At 67.6% G+C, this 15,221-nt stretch carries 14 protein-coding genes; 7 read left to right on the top strand and 7 right to left on the bottom strand.

The annotated features are described in order from the left end of the window. Window positions 1–154: 154 nt before the first annotated feature. The 6 genes from ABDC78_RS03425 to ABDC78_RS03400 all read right to left on the bottom strand — a co-directional run bounded on the left by ABDC78_RS03425 (window position 155) and on the right by ABDC78_RS03400 (window position 5,102). Entirely contained in the window at window positions 155–1,039 is an 885-nt protein-coding gene (locus tag ABDC78_RS03425) for a hypothetical protein (protein WP_178361354.1), read from the bottom strand. Window positions 1,040–1,069: 30 nt separating this feature from the next. Then, window positions 1,070–1,927, bottom strand: coding sequence for a polyphosphate kinase 2 (gene ppk2, locus ABDC78_RS03420; RefSeq protein WP_178361518.1), 858 nt, complete (start codon window positions 1,925–1,927; stop codon window positions 1,070–1,072). Window positions 1,928–2,093: 166 nt separating this feature from the next. Continuing rightward, window positions 2,094–3,623, bottom strand: a complete 1,530-nt coding sequence (locus ABDC78_RS03415) for an aldehyde dehydrogenase family protein (protein WP_178361353.1) — start codon at window positions 3,621–3,623, stop codon at window positions 2,094–2,096. Window positions 3,624–3,632: 9 nt separating this feature from the next. Then, window positions 3,633–4,199, bottom strand: coding sequence for a PA-phosphatase (locus tag ABDC78_RS03410; protein WP_347133311.1), 567 nt, complete (start codon window positions 4,197–4,199; stop codon window positions 3,633–3,635). A gap of 11 nt (window positions 4,200–4,210) precedes the next feature. Beyond that, on the bottom strand, window positions 4,211–4,723 hold the full coding sequence (locus tag ABDC78_RS03405; RefSeq protein ID WP_178361352.1) for a mycothiol transferase: 513 nt from the start codon (window positions 4,721–4,723) through the stop codon (window positions 4,211–4,213). Further along, window positions 4,716–5,102 (bottom strand): VOC family protein, encoded by a 387-nt coding sequence (locus ABDC78_RS03400; protein ID WP_178361351.1) that lies wholly within the window; start codon window positions 5,100–5,102, stop codon window positions 4,716–4,718. The genes ABDC78_RS03405 and ABDC78_RS03400 overlap by 8 nt, the downstream gene beginning before the upstream one ends. A gap of 22 nt (window positions 5,103–5,124) precedes the next feature. Here ABDC78_RS03400 and ABDC78_RS03395 point away from each other — a divergent pair, with 22 nt between their 5' ends. The 3 genes from ABDC78_RS03395 to ABDC78_RS03385 all read left to right on the top strand — a co-directional run bounded on the left by ABDC78_RS03395 (window position 5,125) and on the right by ABDC78_RS03385 (window position 10,195). Beyond that, entirely contained in the window at window positions 5,125–6,849 is a 1,725-nt protein-coding gene (locus tag ABDC78_RS03395) for an amidohydrolase family protein (protein WP_178361350.1), read from the top strand. A gap of 89 nt (window positions 6,850–6,938) precedes the next feature. After that, the gene (locus tag ABDC78_RS03390) at window positions 6,939–8,825 is read left to right on the top strand and encodes a glycoside hydrolase family 15 protein (RefSeq protein ID WP_178361349.1); all 1,887 of its coding nucleotides are present in this window, start codon (window positions 6,939–6,941) and stop codon (window positions 8,823–8,825) included. After that, complete coding sequence (locus ABDC78_RS03385) at window positions 8,822–10,195, top strand: glucose-6-phosphate dehydrogenase (protein ID WP_178361348.1); 1,374 nt, start codon at window positions 8,822–8,824, stop codon at window positions 10,193–10,195. Before ABDC78_RS03390 ends, ABDC78_RS03385 begins: the two co-directional genes overlap by 4 nt. 20 nt (window positions 10,196–10,215) lie before the next feature. On the opposite strand, the gene ABDC78_RS03380 is transcribed toward ABDC78_RS03385, so the two are convergent. After that, complete coding sequence (locus ABDC78_RS03380; RefSeq protein ID WP_178361347.1) at window positions 10,216–11,034, bottom strand: SDR family oxidoreductase; 819 nt, start codon at window positions 11,032–11,034, stop codon at window positions 10,216–10,218. A 125-nt stretch (window positions 11,035–11,159) separates the two neighbouring features. On the opposite strand from ABDC78_RS03380, the gene ABDC78_RS03375 reads away from it, so the two are divergent. Genes ABDC78_RS03375 through ABDC78_RS03360 form a run of 4 tightly spaced genes read left to right on the top strand, consistent with a single transcriptional unit; the run spans window position 11,160 to window position 15,218 of the window. After that, window positions 11,160–12,314 carry an acyl-CoA dehydrogenase family protein gene (locus ABDC78_RS03375; protein WP_178361346.1) on the top strand — a complete coding sequence of 385 codons (1,155 nt, stop codon included), beginning with the start codon at window positions 11,160–11,162 and terminating at the stop codon, window positions 12,312–12,314. Further along, window positions 12,311–13,525 (top strand): CaiB/BaiF CoA-transferase family protein, encoded by a 1,215-nt coding sequence (locus ABDC78_RS03370; protein WP_178361345.1) that lies wholly within the window; start codon window positions 12,311–12,313, stop codon window positions 13,523–13,525. The genes ABDC78_RS03375 and ABDC78_RS03370 overlap by 4 nt, the downstream gene beginning before the upstream one ends. Then, window positions 13,522–14,394: a MaoC/PaaZ C-terminal domain-containing protein gene (locus ABDC78_RS03365; protein WP_178361344.1), complete on the top strand. Its 873-nt coding sequence runs from the start codon at window positions 13,522–13,524 to the stop codon at window positions 14,392–14,394. Before ABDC78_RS03370 ends, ABDC78_RS03365 begins: the two co-directional genes overlap by 4 nt. After that, the gene (locus ABDC78_RS03360) at window positions 14,391–15,218 is read left to right on the top strand and encodes a CoA ester lyase (protein WP_178361343.1); all 828 of its coding nucleotides are present in this window, start codon (window positions 14,391–14,393) and stop codon (window positions 15,216–15,218) included. Before ABDC78_RS03365 ends, ABDC78_RS03360 begins: the two co-directional genes overlap by 4 nt. Window positions 15,219–15,221: the final 3 nt, after the last annotated feature.

Here is a 15,221-nt window from a genome sequence, read left to right as displayed (position 1 = left end):
GCGACGATCTTCCGAGGACACCAAGACATACCGGAGAACATCATGACGACTTCCCTGCCCCAGAGAGTCAGTGCGGTGGTGCATTGGAGGACTCACCATCCGAAGCGAATCAAGTCGGATTGGGATCTGCACAACCACCCGCACCACTACGTCTTCATCGAGAGTGCGGCGATGTGCCGGGAGATGGATCGGTTGTAGTCCGCCGCAGTACTCCGCCGAGCGCGGCGGCGATCGCGCCGAGGACCACCAACCCGCCGCCCGCGGCCAACGTGATGTTGAGCCACACATGCAGGCTGTTCTCGGCATGGGCCACCATCACCTCGGCGACGGTCCGGATGTCGCCGGTCGTGCGGTTCAGGGCCGCATCAAGAGACCGGCGGCCCACCTCGATGCCGGCCCACCCGGCTGCGCCGACGAGCAGGGCCGAAACACCAAGAGCGGTCAGCGCTTTACCCTTCGAGCGGGCCGCGGCAAGTGTCAGCAGCGCGAACGCGGCAGCCAACACCGCGGCGCCGATGCTGGCCCACGGACCCCACGTCGCCAGCCACCGCAGCTTGCCTGGCTGCAGTTCTGGTGAGTCCACGGTGATGGGCACGGTCAGTGACTGCGGAACCTGGAGGTCGAGGGTTCCCAGCGTCGCCTGAAAGGACGGGTCCGAGATCATCGGTGCGACGTCGATGAGCCATTGTTCGGTGGAGTTGCCGCTGGGGACCGCACCGGTGAACATCCACCGGTGTGCGATCCGGTTCGCCTGCGCGAACTGGCCGGGGAAGCCGCTGTTGCGGGTATAGGTGATCGCGACCTGGCGGACCAGTTCCGGATTGAGGGTGTAGCCGTTGTCGGCACCCAGCGAGACGACCTGGGTGGTGAGCTCGGCGGCCATCGCGTCCTGCAGCCGGGGATCCTCGGCCGCCGATGCCGCAAGCTCGGCGTAACCGCTCTCCCCGACGAGGTTGACCTGCGCCCAGACCGCAGGCACCGCGACCAGCAGCGCCGCGGTCGTCAGCAGCCACAGCAGAAGGGCAGCCAGGAACCGCACGGCATCCTCCTTGTCCGGGACGCCGGGCGGTCAGTCGGCCAGGGCGCGTCCCACGATGAGGGGGTCGGCTTCGGCGACCACCTCGCGGTCCTTGTTGTCGTAGTCGAACTTACCGAGCACGTAGCGCATCGCGTTGATCCGGGCGCGCTTCTTGTCGTTGCTCTTGACCACCGTCCACGGCGCGATGTCGGTGTCGGTGAGCGCGAACATGTCCTCTTTGGCCGCGGTGTAGGCGTCCCACTTGTCCAGCGACGCCAGGTCCGTCGGCGAGAGTTTCCACTGCCGGACCGGATCGACCTGGCGGATGGTGAAGCGGGTGCGCTGCTCGGACTGCGTCACCGAGAACCACAGCTTGGTCAGGGTGATGCCGTCGTTGACCAGCATCTGCTCGAACAGCGGCGCCTGCCGGATGAACTCCTCGTGCTGGTCGGGCGTGCAGAACCCCATCACCCGCTCGACCCCGGCCCGGTTGTACCAGGACCGGTCGAACATCACGATCTCCCCGGCCGCAGGCAGGTGCGTGACGTAGCGCTGGAAGTACCACTGGGTGCGTTCGCGTTCGGTGGGTTTCTCCAGGGCGACGACGCGGGCGCCGCGGGGGTTGAGGTGCTCCATGAACCGTTTGATGGTGCCGCCCTTGCCGGCTGCGTCGCGGCCCTCGAACACGATGACGTGGCGCAGGCCGTTGGCCTTGCTCCAGTTCTGGAGCTTCAGCAGTTCGATCTGCAGAAGTCGCTTCTGCTCCTCGTACTCCGGGCGCCCCATCCGCTCGTCGTACGGGTAGCCCTCGCGCCAGGTGTCGATCTCCGCGCCGCTCGGGTGGTGCACCAGCACTGGATCGTCGTCGTCGTCATCGCGGACGGTGTAGAACTCGGCACCTTTGAGCATGGTCACCGGCCGAAGTTATCGACCCTCGCGTACGCCCCGGTGACGTGCACGTGAACGGCAGGTGGACGATTTCACGGCCGTCTGGCCCCGCGCGCCGAATGTACGGGTTCTGATGAAATCCCGGTCAGATCCGTCAGAAACCGTACAGTCGCGGGCTCAGGGCCGACTATTTCGCCGAGCGCCGAGGACCCATCAGGGCGAGCTTGGTCATCAGCGTGTTCATCCGCTTGAGCGCCTTGGGCGAGTTGTTGTAGTAGTTGCCGCCGGCGCCGACGTTGGTGCGGGGCGCGACCACGGCCTCCTGACGGCAGAACTTGCGCAGCCCCTCCGCCCCGCCGAACCGCACGCCCATGCCGGAGGTCTTCCAGCCACCCATCGGAGCCGTCGTGCACATCAGGTTGGAGATCACGTCGTTGATGTTCACGGCACCACAATCCAACTGCAGGGCAACGGCTTTCGCGCGTTCCACGTCACCGGAGAACACCGCCGCAGACAGGCCGTACGGGCTGTCGTTGGCCAACCGGATGGCCTCGTCGACGCTGGTGACCTTCATGATCGGCAGCGTCGGGCCGAAGGTCTCCTCGGTCATGCACGCCATCGAATGGTCCACGTCGACCAGCACGGTGGGGGGATAGAAACTTCCCGCGCCGGCGGTGCGCTCCCCGCCGGTCAACGCCCTGGCACCGGCGGCCAACGCGTCGCGGACGTGGCGCTCGGTCACCGCGACCTGGCTCTCGTCGATCATCGCGCCGAAGTCGTATCCCTCGCCGGCGCCGGTTTTGAGCTTCTGGACGTCACGCACCACTGCCGCGACGAACTGGTCGTACACCGACTCGAGCACGTAGACCCGTTCCACCGACACACACGTCTGCCCGGCGTTGAACATCGCACCCCACACCGCGGCGTGCGCGGCCAGTTCGATATCGGCGTCCTCCAGCACGATCATCGGGTCCTTGCCGCCGAGTTCCAGACTCACCGGGGTGAGCGTGCGCGCGGCGCGTTCCATCACCTTGGCGCCGGTCGCACTCGATCCGGTGAACTGGATGTAGTCGCTCGCGTCGACGACGGCCTCGACGGCCCCCCGAGCGCCCTGGACGATCGCCAACACCTCGGGGGCACCCGAATCCAGCCAGCCGCGCAGCAACAGTTCGGCGGTCAGCGGGGTGCGCTCGGACGGCTTCAGAAGCACTGCACAGCCTGCGGCGAGCGCGGCGATCGAATCCATCAGGAGGTTGGCGACGGGGTAATTCCACGGCGCGATGACGCCGACGACCGGGCGCGGCCGGTAATGCACGGTGACCTTCTTGATCGCCAGGAAGGGCAGCGACGCCGGACGGGACTCGGGCGCCAGCGCCTTCTCCATCGTCTTGATGTAGTACGACGCGATCATGATGATCAGCGGCACCTCTTGGGCGGCGTCCACGGCGGACTTGCCGGTCTCGGCGATCAGCAGCTTCTCGATCTCGCCGCGATGCTCACCGAGCCACACCGCGTACCGGGCCAGCACCTTCGCCCGCCCCTTCGGCCCGCGGGCCTCCCACTCCTTCTGGGCGGCTCGCAGACCTGCCGCGATGCGTGGCACGTCGTCAGGATCGGTCCAGCGCACCTCGCCTGCGACCACGCCGGTCGCCGGGTTGTTGATGGTGCCGGTGCCGGTGAACGGATTGGGCAGGTCCACATCGGGCGTCGCAGTCATGACCTCATGCTAGCTACTGCTGTGATCCAGGTCGCAGCGGGGTTGACACCTGTCAAGTCCACCGGCCCACGCGGCGGCACACACCAGCGCGGTACCGAGGAATATCGCGCCGATCGCATCGGTGAAGTAGTGGTAGGTGACAGCCTGCCCCAGCACGCCGAGCAGCGCGGCCAGCAGCGCCGCGACCACGGACCACATCGCCGCCCCGGCAATCACGACGCACAGGCCCAGCACCACCACCGCGAGGGTGGTGTGCCCGCTCGGGTAGGCCAGCGAGTCGCCCTTGAACCTGCCGAACACGCTCTTGGCGAACCGGGCCGAGAAGACCGCGACGACCGGTGCCACCGCGACGACCGCCGCGGGCCGCCAGCGGCGCCGGATCAGCACGGTCGCCAGCACGACTGCCCAGAGCGCCAGGATCACGCGGCCGTCGGTGAACACCAACAGCCGCCCCAGCCACGGGTACCTCTCACCGACGGCGAAGAACCAGTCGTCCAGCGGAGTCGACCCCTTACCCACGGCTAGCCCCAGCAGGATCAGTCCCGTCAACCCGATGGGCGGCCAGCCTCGGATCACCCACGTCAGCCTCAGCCGGCGATCCCCCTGATGTAGGCGGCCTGGCCGAGATGCTGTGCGGCGTCGTCGATGATGCTGACCAGTCTCGCGCTGGCGGTCACCGGCGGGGTCCACTGCTCGTCGACGATCCGGGCGAGGTCGTCGGCCGACACCGACGCGACGTACTCCAGCGACACCTTGTGCACTGCGTGGTAATAGCCGGCGAGCAACTGCGGGGACGCGCGCACCTTGGCCACCTCCTCGGGGGTGTGGCCGTACCCGTGTGCGTCCCGAGGCAGATCCAGCGCGAACCGGTCGACCCAGCCGTCGCGCAGCCACACCTGCTCGATGCCCGCGATATCGCACAGTTGCGCATCCTGGATGCGAGCGCTGTGCCAGATCAACCACACGATCGTGTTGGCCTCCGGCGTCGGACGGTGGTACGCGACGGCGTCGGTCAGCCCGTCGGTCAACTCGTCGACGTGCTCGATCAGCCGAGTGAAGGCGTCGCGGAGCAGTTCACGGGCCGCGTCGGTGTCAGCCATGAGCGGCACCGTGGAAAACGGCCTCGACGTTGTTGCCGTCGGGGTCGCGAACGAATGCACCGAAGTAACCCGGGTGATATTCCGGCCACAGCCGCGGTGCGTGCAGCGACTCGGCTCCCGCTTCGAGGGCGGCGTCATAGAACGCCTGCACAGCGTCCGCGTCCGCCGCCTGGAACGCAAAGTGCACCTCGCGGTTCGGACCTACTGCATCGCCGGTGCTCATGTCGGCGATCCAGAAATCGGGCTTACCGTCGACGCCGTACCCGATGGCGACCTGGTAGTCCATCTGCCGGGTGAACCCCAGCACGCCGAGGACCTTGTCGTAGAAGGCCTTCGACTTCTCCCAATCCGCGCAGTTGATTCCGAAGTGGTCGATCATGGGCCCACCGTACATTCGGGGTATGACATACGACCTGATCATCCGAGGCGGCACCATCGTCGACGGTCTCGGCGGCGACCCGTTCGTCGGCGACGTCGGGGTCCGCGATGGCGTCATCACCGCGATCGGCGTCGTCGACGAATCCGGGGCCCGCGAGATCGACGCCACCGGCCTGCTCGTGACTCCAGGCTTCGTCGACCTGCACACCCACTACGACGGCCAGGCGATCTGGTCGGACCGGCTGACCCCGTCGTCGGCGCACGGCGTGACGACGGTGGTGATGGGCAACTGCGGTGTCGGTTTCGCCCCGTGCCGCCCAGAAGACCACAACACGCTCGTCGATCTGATGGCGGGCGTCGAGGACATCCCCGGCGTCGTCATGGTCGACGGCCTGCCGTGGACGTGGGAGACGTTCCCGGAGTTCCTCGACGCCATCGAGTCGCGAAGCCGGGACATCGACGTGGCCGCCTTCCTGCCGCATTCCCCACTGCGGGTGTACGTGATGGGCCGGCGGGGAGTGGACCGCGAACCCGCCACCGAGGAAGACCTGGCCCTGATGCGCAAGCTCGCCGCCGAAGCGGTCCAGGTGGGTGCCCTGGGTTTCGCGTCGTCGCGGCTCACGCTGCACAAGTCCGAAAGTGGCCAGCCGATACCGAGTTTTGATGCCGGCCACGCCGAGATCGAGGCGATCGCCCGCGGCGTCAAAGATGCCGGCGGCGGGCTGATCCAGTTCGTGCCCGACCTCATCGCCGGGGACTACGGTCCTGCGCTGCAGACGGTCTTCGACGTCGCCGATGACGTGGGTCTGCCGGTGACATTCACCCTCGCGATCGGCAACGCGGGCGATCCGTTCTTCATCGACGGCCTGAACCTGGTCGAGAAGGCCAACGCCGCCGGCGGAGAGGTCAGTGCCCAGATCTTCCCGCGACCCATCGGCCTGGTGCTGGGCCTCGAGCTGTCCGGCAATCCCTTCGTGCTGTATCCGTCCTACCGCGAGATCGCCGGTTTGCCGCTGCCGGAACGGGTTGCCGAGATGCGTAAACCCGAAGTACGGCAACGGATTCTGAACGACAAGCCGGCATCGGACGGACACCCGCTGATGTTCGCCGCCCAGGCCTGGGACTACATGTTCCCCCTCGACGACCCGCCGAACTACGAGCCCTCACCGTCGGATTCCATTGGCGCCCAGGCGCGCACACGTGGGATGAACCCGCTCGAGGTGGCCTATGACCATCTCCTGCAGGACGACGGACAGGCGATGCTGCTGGTCACGCTGGCGAACTTCCGCGACGGCAGCCTGGACACCGTGGCCGAGCTGATCCGCCGCGACGATGTCGTACTCGGACTCGGCGACGGCGGTGCCCACTACGGGATGATCTGCGACGCATCGTTTCCCACCTACATGCTGACGCACTGGGTGCGCGATCGCGCATCCGGCCGACTGCCCGTCGCCGAGGCGGTGCGGGAGCTGACGTCGACCCCGGCACGGGTTGCGGGGTTGGCCGACCGAGGCCGAATCTCCCTGGGATACAAGGCCGATCTCAACGTCATCGATGCCATGGGGCTGCGGCTGCGCAAGCCCGTCGTCGTCAGCGATCTGCCGGCAGGCGGACGCCGACTCGACCAGGCCGCCGAGGGCTACATCACCACCATCGTCTCCGGCGAGGTGATCGCCGAGAACGGGGTCCCGACGGACTCCCGGCCGGGCAGGCTGGTGCGCGGCCGCCAGCCGGCACCCGCCATCTGACGGCAGACCTCACAACGCCGATCTGATTGAGATCCCCGGGGGGCCGGGTACCCCCCGTGTCCATCCACGACGCCGAGAGAGAATCCTCAATGAGCCGCACCGAGGGGTGCCACCACCACCCCGTCCCGGGGGTGCCGGCAACCCGGCCCTTCGCACCCAGCGCCGGTCAACTGCCCATCGAAGACCACGCCCTGATCGGGGACGGCGCCACGTGCGCGCTGGTTCGCCGCGACGGCGCGGTCCCGTGGCTGTGCCTGCCGCAGTTCGACTCCGCCCCGTTCTTCGTGTCGCTGCTCGACGCCGAACGCGGCGGTGAGTGGTCCATCACCCCCGCGGGCCTGCGCGGCGGCGAACAGCGCTATGCCGACGACACCGCAGTTCTGACAACAACGTTGGCGGGCGACGGCGGCGTGGTCGAGGTGACCGACTTCCTCGCGCTGCGTTCCGGCGCCGACCTGACCGAGATCGCCGCATCAGGGCGCAGTCAGTTCGTCCGGTTGGCGCGCGTCGTCGCCGGCACCGTCACACTGACGATCCGGTTCGCCCCGCGTGCGCAGTGCACCTTCGACCAACTCGGGGGCGCCTGGGTGATCGACTCGCCTGACCATCCCGACCTGCCATTGCATCTACGCTCCTCACACCCGCTACAACCGGACACCCACGGCGCGCTCACCGCGACGATCACGCTGCGGGCGGGCCAGACCTACGAGTCGTCGCTGGGGTGGTCCCCGGAACGGCAGATCAGCGTCGGCACCTCCGCGGTCACGCTGTGCGCCCGGACCACCGAGGCCTGGCGGCGCTGGACCGACCGGATCACCTACGAGGGCCCCCAGCGCGCCCTGGTCCGCCGGTCCGCACTCACCCTGAAACTGCTCGACCACTCCTCGACCGGCGCGATCATGGCGGCCGCGACTTCTTCGCTACCGGAAAATGTTGGTGGCGAGCGTAATTGGGATTACCGATACACCTGGGTCCGGGACGCGGCGTTCTCCACCTACGCGCTTCGCCGGATCGGCCTGACCAGTGACGCCAATGCCTTCCTGTCATGGACTCTGAACTGCGCCGAACGCGACGGGGGCCCGTCGATCATGTACGCCCTCGACGGTGGCCAGCCGCCCGAGGAATGGACCGACCCGAATCTCCGCGGATGGCGCGACTCGGCACCTGTGCGGTGGGGCAATGCCGCTGCCGGGCAGACCCAGCACGACGTCTACGGCGAGCTTCTCGACGTCGCCTACCAGTGGGTGCGCGCCGGTGGCGCGGTCAACGACCATCTGTGGTCGGCGCTGTCGACGCTGGCCGACGCGGCCGCCGAGAACTGGCGGACCCCCGATCACGGCATCTGGGAGATCCGCGCTGCCGGAAGACCTTTCACCTACTCGGTGGCACTGTGCGAGGTCGCCCTCGACAGGGCGCTACGCATCGCCGAAATGACCGGCCGCACCTGCCCGACCGAAGCGTGGCGCACCGCGCGCGACGAGATTCGCGCGACACTGCTCGACGGGGCGTGGGATCCGGACAGGCAGACGTTCACCGAACAGCTCTCCTTCGACGGGTCCTCACGCGGCGGCCTGGACGGATCGCTGCTCGCCCTTCCGTTGCGCCGCGTCGTCGAGTTCACCGACCCGCGCATGGTTTCCACGGTGGAAGCGGTCCGGCGCGAGCTCGACGCCGGTGATGGGTTGCTCTACCGCTACCGCCACGATGTGTCCTCCGACGGCCTGCACGGTGGCGAGGGGGCGTTTCTGCTGTGTTCGTTCTGGCTCGTCGACAACCTCACCGAACAGGGCCGACTCGACGAGGCGCTCGAGCTCTACGACTCGCTGTGCGCCCGCGCCAACCATGTGGGTCTGCTCAGCGAGGAGATCGATCCGCGCGACGGATCGTTCCTGGGGAACTTCCCGCAGGCCTTCAGCCATATCGGCGTGATCGCCAGCGGCTTCCGGCTCTCCCGTGCGATCGAGGCCCGGCGATGAGCCCGCGGCCACTGATCCTCCTCGGCGGTACCGGCGACCTGACCGGCCGGCTGCTGCTGCCCTCGCTGGCCCACCTGGTGGCCGCCGGAGCCACCGCACCGCCGGTGATCGCCGTCGCGACCGACGACCTCGACGAGGACGGCTACCGCACCTGGGCGGTTGAGCGGCTCGAAGCCCATGCGCCAGAAGCAGATCGGGCCTGTCGAGAGGCTGTCGCCGAGAGGCTGGGCTATCAGCGCGGCGACGCCACCGACCCCGGGGCGCTGCGCACGGCCCTGGACCGTGCCGTCGGATTCGACGCCGGCGCACCGGTGATCTACCTGGCGTTGCCCAACGGCATTCTCGGCGACGTGCTGACCGCCCTGGAGCAGGCAGGTGTTCCGGACGGCACGATGATCGCCGTCGAGAAGCCATTCGGCGTGGACGGCGCAGACGCTCGCCGCCTCAACCGCCAGCTGCACCGGCTGATCCCCGAACCCGCCGCCTTCCGGATCGACCATTTCATCGCCAAGCGCACCGTCCTCAACATCCTGGGGCTGCGGTTCGCCAACCGACTGTTCGAGCCGCTGTGGAACAACCAGCATGTCGAGAAGGTCGAGATCGTCTACGACGAGATCCTCGGTCTGGAAGGTCGAGCCGGGTACTACGACAAGGCCGGTGCCCTGCGCGACATGCTGCAGAACCATCTGCTGCAGTTGCTGGCACTGGTGGTGATGGATCCGCCGCAGGCGCTGGACTCGACGACGCTGCCGTCCCGCAAGGCGGACGCGCTGCGCGCGGTTCGTGTGGTCGACCCCGTGGACGCCGTGCGCGGCCGCTACGGCCGCGGGCACCTCGACGGGCGCGAGCTGCGCAGCTACCTCGACGAGGCCGGCGTCGACCCGGACCGCTCGACCGAAACCTACGCCGAGTTCGTCGTGCACGTCGACAGCTGGCGCTGGGCCGGCGTGCCGTTCCGGCTGCGCACCGGCAAAGCGCTTGCCACCAAGCGGAAGGAGATCTGCGTGCATTTCCGACCGGTTCCGCACTCGCCGTTCTCCGGTGCCGCCCCAGAGCCGAACGTGCTGCGGATCAAGCTCGACACCGACGGCATGGTGCTCGAACTCGACCTCAACGGCGAGGACGACCCGTTCGACCTCGAACGGCGCCGGTTCGAAACCGACCCGGCCCCGCCTCCGGTACCGGCCTACGCCACGGTTCTGGAGTCGATGCTGGCGGGCGAATCGACGTTGTCCATCAGCGATGTCGAGGCCGAGGAGAGTTGGCGCATCGTCGAGGGAGTGCTGGCGGCATGGGATGCCGACAGCAGCTCACTCGTCGAATACCCGGCCGGTTCGGATGGTCCGGTGCCGCCCGCTTCGTGGCGGTGACCCACTCGGGCAGGACGGAATCAGTGCCCACGCTTGCGCAGGGCGGGGTGCTGACTGGTCAGTAGCGGCAACAACATCCGGCGGGGCATCAGTTCGAACATCTTGGTGCTGATCTTGTTCGGGATCCCGGGGATCACGCCGCCGCGATCATGCTCGAGCGCCTCGATCCCCTGCCGCGCCACTTCGCGCGACTCCACCCACATGAACTTCGGGAAGGCTGCGGCGAAGGTGCGCTCGTCCATGCCGGCGACCTGCAGGAACTCGGTGCGCACCGGCCCGGGATGCAGCGCGGCGACGGTGACGCCGGTGCCGGCAAGCTCGGCACGCAACCCGTCGGTGTAGGACCGGACGAACGCCTTGGTCGCAGCGTATCCGGACTGACCGGGGAAGGGCTGGAAGCCGGCGGTCGATCCGACGTTGAGGATCGCGCCGCGTCCGCGCGGCACCATCTGTTGCACCGCCCGGGTGGCCAGATCGATCACGGCCTCGACGTTGACGCGCACCTGCGCGATCTCGGCTGCCGGCGACGAATCCACCACCGGCCCGATGGTTCCGTGGCCGGCGTTGTTGATCAGCACGTCGGCGGTCAGGCCGCGGCGCTCGACCTCGGCGAGCAGGTCGGCGCGGGCGGCGGGATCGGCGACGTCGCAGGCGATCACCTCGACGCGGACCGCGTCACCGAGTTCGGCCGCGAGGTCGCGCAGCCGTTCCTCCCGGCGGGCGACCAGCGTGACGCCGTGCCCTCGGCCGACGAGTTCGCGGGCAAGGTCGGCGCCGATGCCCGAGGACGCTCCGGTGATGACGGCGGTGCTGGCGGGCGACGGTGAGGGCAACGGCATAGGACACGGTATCCATGGCCCCCTGTGAGTGGCTGATGCGCGGTGCCGCTGTCTGCACCACCGCTGTTTGCGACACACCGCCACTTTCCATAGAATATTTTCTATAGAGATAGGGAGGTGACGGCATGGCGCTGTCAAGTGAAGAGAGGTCGCTCCTCGACTCGGTGCACGACTTCGTCGAAAAGCAGGTGAAGCCGGTCGTCCGGGAACTCGAGCATGCCAACACCTATCCCGAGGAACTCATCGAGACGATGAAGGAGATCGGGATCTTCGGCCTCGCGATCCCCGAACCGTACGGCTTCGGCCAGGTGTCGATGCCCTGCTACGTCCAGGTGACCGAAGAACTGTCCCGCGGCTGGATGAGCCTGGCAGGGGCCATGGGCGGGCACACGGTGGTGGCCAAACTGATCATGATGTTCGGCACCGAGGAGCAGAAGCAGCGTTACCTGCCGCGGATGGCCACGGGCGAACTGCGCACCACGATGGCGCTGACCGAACCCGGCGGCGGTTCCGACCTGCAGGCGATGCGGACCTCGGCGCGCCGCGACGGCGACGAGTACGTCATCAACGGCAGCAAGACCTGGATCACCAACGCGCGTCGCGCCGGATTGATCGCACTGATGTGCAAGACCGATCCCTCCGCCGAACCGGCCCACCGCGGCGTGTCCATCCTGCTGGTCGAGAAGGTGCCGGGCTTCACGGTGTCCAAGGATCTACCCAAGCTCGGTTACAAAGGTGTCGAGAGCTGCGAGCTGAACTTCTCCGACTGCCGGGTTCCCGCCGACGCGCTGCTCGGCAGCAGTGAGGGCGCCGGGTTCGCTCAGATGATGAAGGGCCTGGAGGTCGGCCGACTGCAGGTCGCGGCCCGTGCCACCGGTGTCGCCAAAGCGGCGTTCGAGGACGCCCTGCGATACGCCCAGGAGCGGGAGAGCTTCGGCAAACCGATCTGGCAGCATCAATCCGTGGGAAACATGCTCGCCGACATGGGCACCAAGCTGTCGGCGGCGCGGGCGCTGCTGCTCAGTGCCGCAGAGAAATTCGACTCCGGCGCGCGCTGCGACATGGAGGCCGGCATGGCGAAACTCTTCGCCTCCGAGATCGGCATGGAGATCGCGCTGGACGCCGTGCGGGTGCACGGCGGCTACGGCTACTCCACCGAATACGACGTGGAACGCTACTTCCGGGACGCCCCTTTGATGATCGTCGGTGAAGGCACCAACGAGATCCAGCGCGGGGTGATCGCCAAGCAACTCGTCAAACGAGGCGGTCTGGACCAGTGACACTCCCCGGAACCGCTGCGGGAGCTGCACTTCCGTTGCACGGCATCACGGTGCTCTCACTCGAGCATGCAGTGGCGGCACCGTTCGCGACCCGCCAACTCGCCGACCTCGGCGCCCGGGTGATCAAGGTGGAACGGCCGGGCAGCGGGGACTTCGCCCGGCAGTACGACGATTCGGTCAACGGCGAGTCGAGCTATTTCGTCTGGCTCAACCGCTCGAAAGAGTCGATCGCGCTCGACGTCAAGAGCGAGGACGGACGAAAGGTTCTGCACGAGTTGGCCGATCAGGCCGACGTCATCCTGCAGAACCTCGGTCCGGGCGCGGCCGCCCGTCTGGGTCTGTCGGCCGAGGAGGTGCGTGCGCGCGACCCCAAAAAGATCGTCGTGTCGGTGACCGGATGGGGCAGCACCGGTCCGTGGGCCGACCGCAAGGCCTACGACCTACTGGTCCAGTGCGAGACCGGACTGGTGTCACTGACCGGAACCCCCGACGATGTCGCCAAGGTGGGGGTGTCCATCGCCGACATCGCCGCGGGGATGTATGCGTTCAGCGGAACTCTGGCCGCGCTGTACCGCCGGCAGGTCACCGGTGAGGGCGCAACGATCGAGGTTTCGCTGTTCGAGTCCCTGGCCGAATGGGTGGGCCAGCCGGCACATTTCACCGCGGGCGCGGGTCGGCAACCCGGAAGGTTCGGGGCGCAGCACGCAACGATCGCGCCGTACGGCCCCTTCGCTGCCGGCGACGGTCACACCGTGTTGATCGCCATCCAGAACGAACCCGAATGGTCCCGGTTCTGCAGCGAGGTGCTCCAGCGACCCGACATCGCCGAGGATCCGCGATTCGCCTCGAGCACCCAGCGGGTCGCGCATCGAAACGAGGTGAACGACACCATCACAAAGGTTTTCGCCACCCTGCCCACACCCGAACTGCAGGCGCGTCTGACCGCCGCACGGATCGCCTTCGCCGGTGTCAACACGATCGGCGAGTTCCTCGAGCATCCGATTCTGCAGGCGCGGGACCGCTGGCGCACAGTCGAGACCGAGCACGGCCCGGTGCGCGCGCTGCTCCCACCGATCGATCTCGGAGTCGAAGCACAGATGGGCCCGGTGCCGGCACTCGGCGAGCACACCGCCGACATCCTGACCGAACTCGGTCATGATCCACTGGCATTCGCCGGTGAATCAGAGCAACGAAGCGAGGAGCTGACATGACAGTGCACCAGTCCAGTGCAGGATTGGAACAGTACGTGAGCGACTGGACGCCCGAACCCTCCACCATCACCGAGACTCTCACCACAACGCGGGCTGCCGAGCTGGCGGCCACCCTGGATCTCGACATGTCCCCCAGTGCCGGCGATTCGTTGCCCGCGATGTGGCACTGGGTCTACTTCACCGAGTGGCCCGCCACCGCCGATCTGGGTGCTGACGGTCACCCACGCGACGGACATTTCCTGCCCCCCATCCCCAACCGCCGCAGGATGTTCGCCGGCGGCCGACTGACCATCCATACGCCGTTGACACTCGGGCAACCGGCCACCCGGGACGCTGCGGTGGTCTCGGCGAACGTCAAGCGTGGCAAGAGTGGCGAACTGCTCTTCGTCACCGTGCGTTACGAGTTCAGTCAGGACGGGCAGGCCCGGATGACCGAGGAGCAGGATCTGGTCTACCGCAGCGACGCCGGTTCGAGCACGTCCTTCGAGAAGGTGGCCGAACCGCTGCCGCCCCCGAGCAGTCCGTGGGCGATCGAACCGATCACCCACCCGGTTCTGCTGTTCCGTTTCAGCGCCCTGACCTCCAACGGCCACCGAATCCACTACGACGAGCAGTACACCACTCAGGTCGAAGGCTTTCCCGGGCTGGTGGTCCACGGTCCGCTGCTGGCGATGTACATGTCCGAGTTGGCGCGCACGAACAGCGAACGGCCGCTGCACACCTTCGAATTCCGCTTGATGAGGCCGGTTTTTGTCGGTGACCGGATCCGGGCCCAGGGCAGCCCTTCTGCTGACGGCGCCTCCGCGGAACTCTCGCTGGTTTCCGGCGCAGCCAACGTCCATGCCAGCGCGCGGGCCGTCTACCTGTGACGGCGGGACCCGATCTCGACACCGTCCGGTCAGCCCGGTCATTCCTGTTCGTCCCTGGGGACCGGCCGGACCGGTTCGCCAAAGCAGTTGCAGCACAGCCTGATATCGTCCTCATCGATCTCGAGGATGCTGTTGCCGCCGACGACAAGGCGACCGCACGAGCGCATACCTCGGACTGGCTTCGTGCGGGCAATCGGGCGGTGGTCCGCATCAATGCCGCCGACACGCCCTGGCATGACGACGATCTCGCGATGGTTGCCGAACACCGCCCGGCGGTGATGCTGGCGAAGGCCGAGCATCGCGATCAGATCGGCCGGATCGTTGCGCTGGCGCCGGAGGCAGCGGTGCTCCCGCTGGTCGAGACGGCGATCGGCGTCCTGGCGGTCAGAGAGCTGTGTGCGGCCCCGGGGGTGGCCCGGGTGGCCTTCGGCAGCATCGATCTGGCGAATCAACTCGGTGTGGGCCCCGACGATCGCGAGGCGCTGCTGAGCTACCGGACGATGCTGGTACTCGCTTCAGCGGCCGCCGGGCTGGCGTCTCCGATCGACGGTGTGACGACATCGTTCACCGAAACCGGTGTCGTGACATCAGATTTTGTATACGCGCTCAGGCTGGGGCTGGGGGCGAAGTTGTGCATCCACCCGAGGCAGGTTGCCGCAGTGCACGCAGCGGCGCTGCCGTCGGGTGCGGACGTGGAGTGGGCGAACAGGATCGTGGCGGCCGTCGCCGCCGGTGACTCCGCGGTGGCGGTCGACGGTGAGATGGTCGATGTACCGGTGGTCGCACGTGCCCGTCAGATCCTCGCTGCCGCCGCTCGAGGCTGACAG

The sequence above is a fragment of the Mycobacterium sp. DL genome (genome assembly GCF_039729195.1).
GTDB lineage: Bacteria > Actinomycetota > Actinomycetes > Mycobacteriales > Mycobacteriaceae > Mycobacterium > Mycobacterium hippocampi_A.
Note: the sequence above shows the minus strand (reverse complement) of the source record. Positions and strands in the feature narration are given on the sequence as shown.

Coding starts and splice junctions, on each gene's coding strand:
- ppk2 (WP_178361518.1), bottom strand. CDS start 1,927: ATGCTCAAAGGTGCCGAGTTCTACACCGTCCGCGATGACGACGACGAC.
- ABDC78_RS03415 (WP_178361353.1), bottom strand. CDS start 3,623: ATGACTGCGACGCCCGATGTGGACCTGCCCAATCCGTTCACCGGCACC.
- ABDC78_RS03405 (WP_178361352.1), bottom strand. CDS start 4,723: ATGGCTGACACCGACGCGGCCCGTGAACTGCTCCGCGACGCCTTCACT.
- ABDC78_RS03400 (WP_178361351.1), bottom strand. CDS start 5,102: ATGATCGACCACTTCGGAATCAACTGCGCGGATTGGGAGAAGTCGAAG.
- ABDC78_RS03395 (WP_178361350.1), top strand. CDS start 5,125: ATGACATACGACCTGATCATCCGAGGCGGCACCATCGTCGACGGTCTC.
- ABDC78_RS03390 (WP_178361349.1), top strand. CDS start 6,939: ATGAGCCGCACCGAGGGGTGCCACCACCACCCCGTCCCGGGGGTGCCG.
- ABDC78_RS03385 (WP_178361348.1), top strand. CDS start 8,822: ATGAGCCCGCGGCCACTGATCCTCCTCGGCGGTACCGGCGACCTGACC.
- ABDC78_RS03380 (WP_178361347.1), bottom strand. CDS start 11,034: ATGCCGTTGCCCTCACCGTCGCCCGCCAGCACCGCCGTCATCACCGGA.
- ABDC78_RS03375 (WP_178361346.1), top strand. CDS start 11,160: ATGGCGCTGTCAAGTGAAGAGAGGTCGCTCCTCGACTCGGTGCACGAC.
- ABDC78_RS03365 (WP_178361344.1), top strand. CDS start 13,522: ATGACAGTGCACCAGTCCAGTGCAGGATTGGAACAGTACGTGAGCGAC.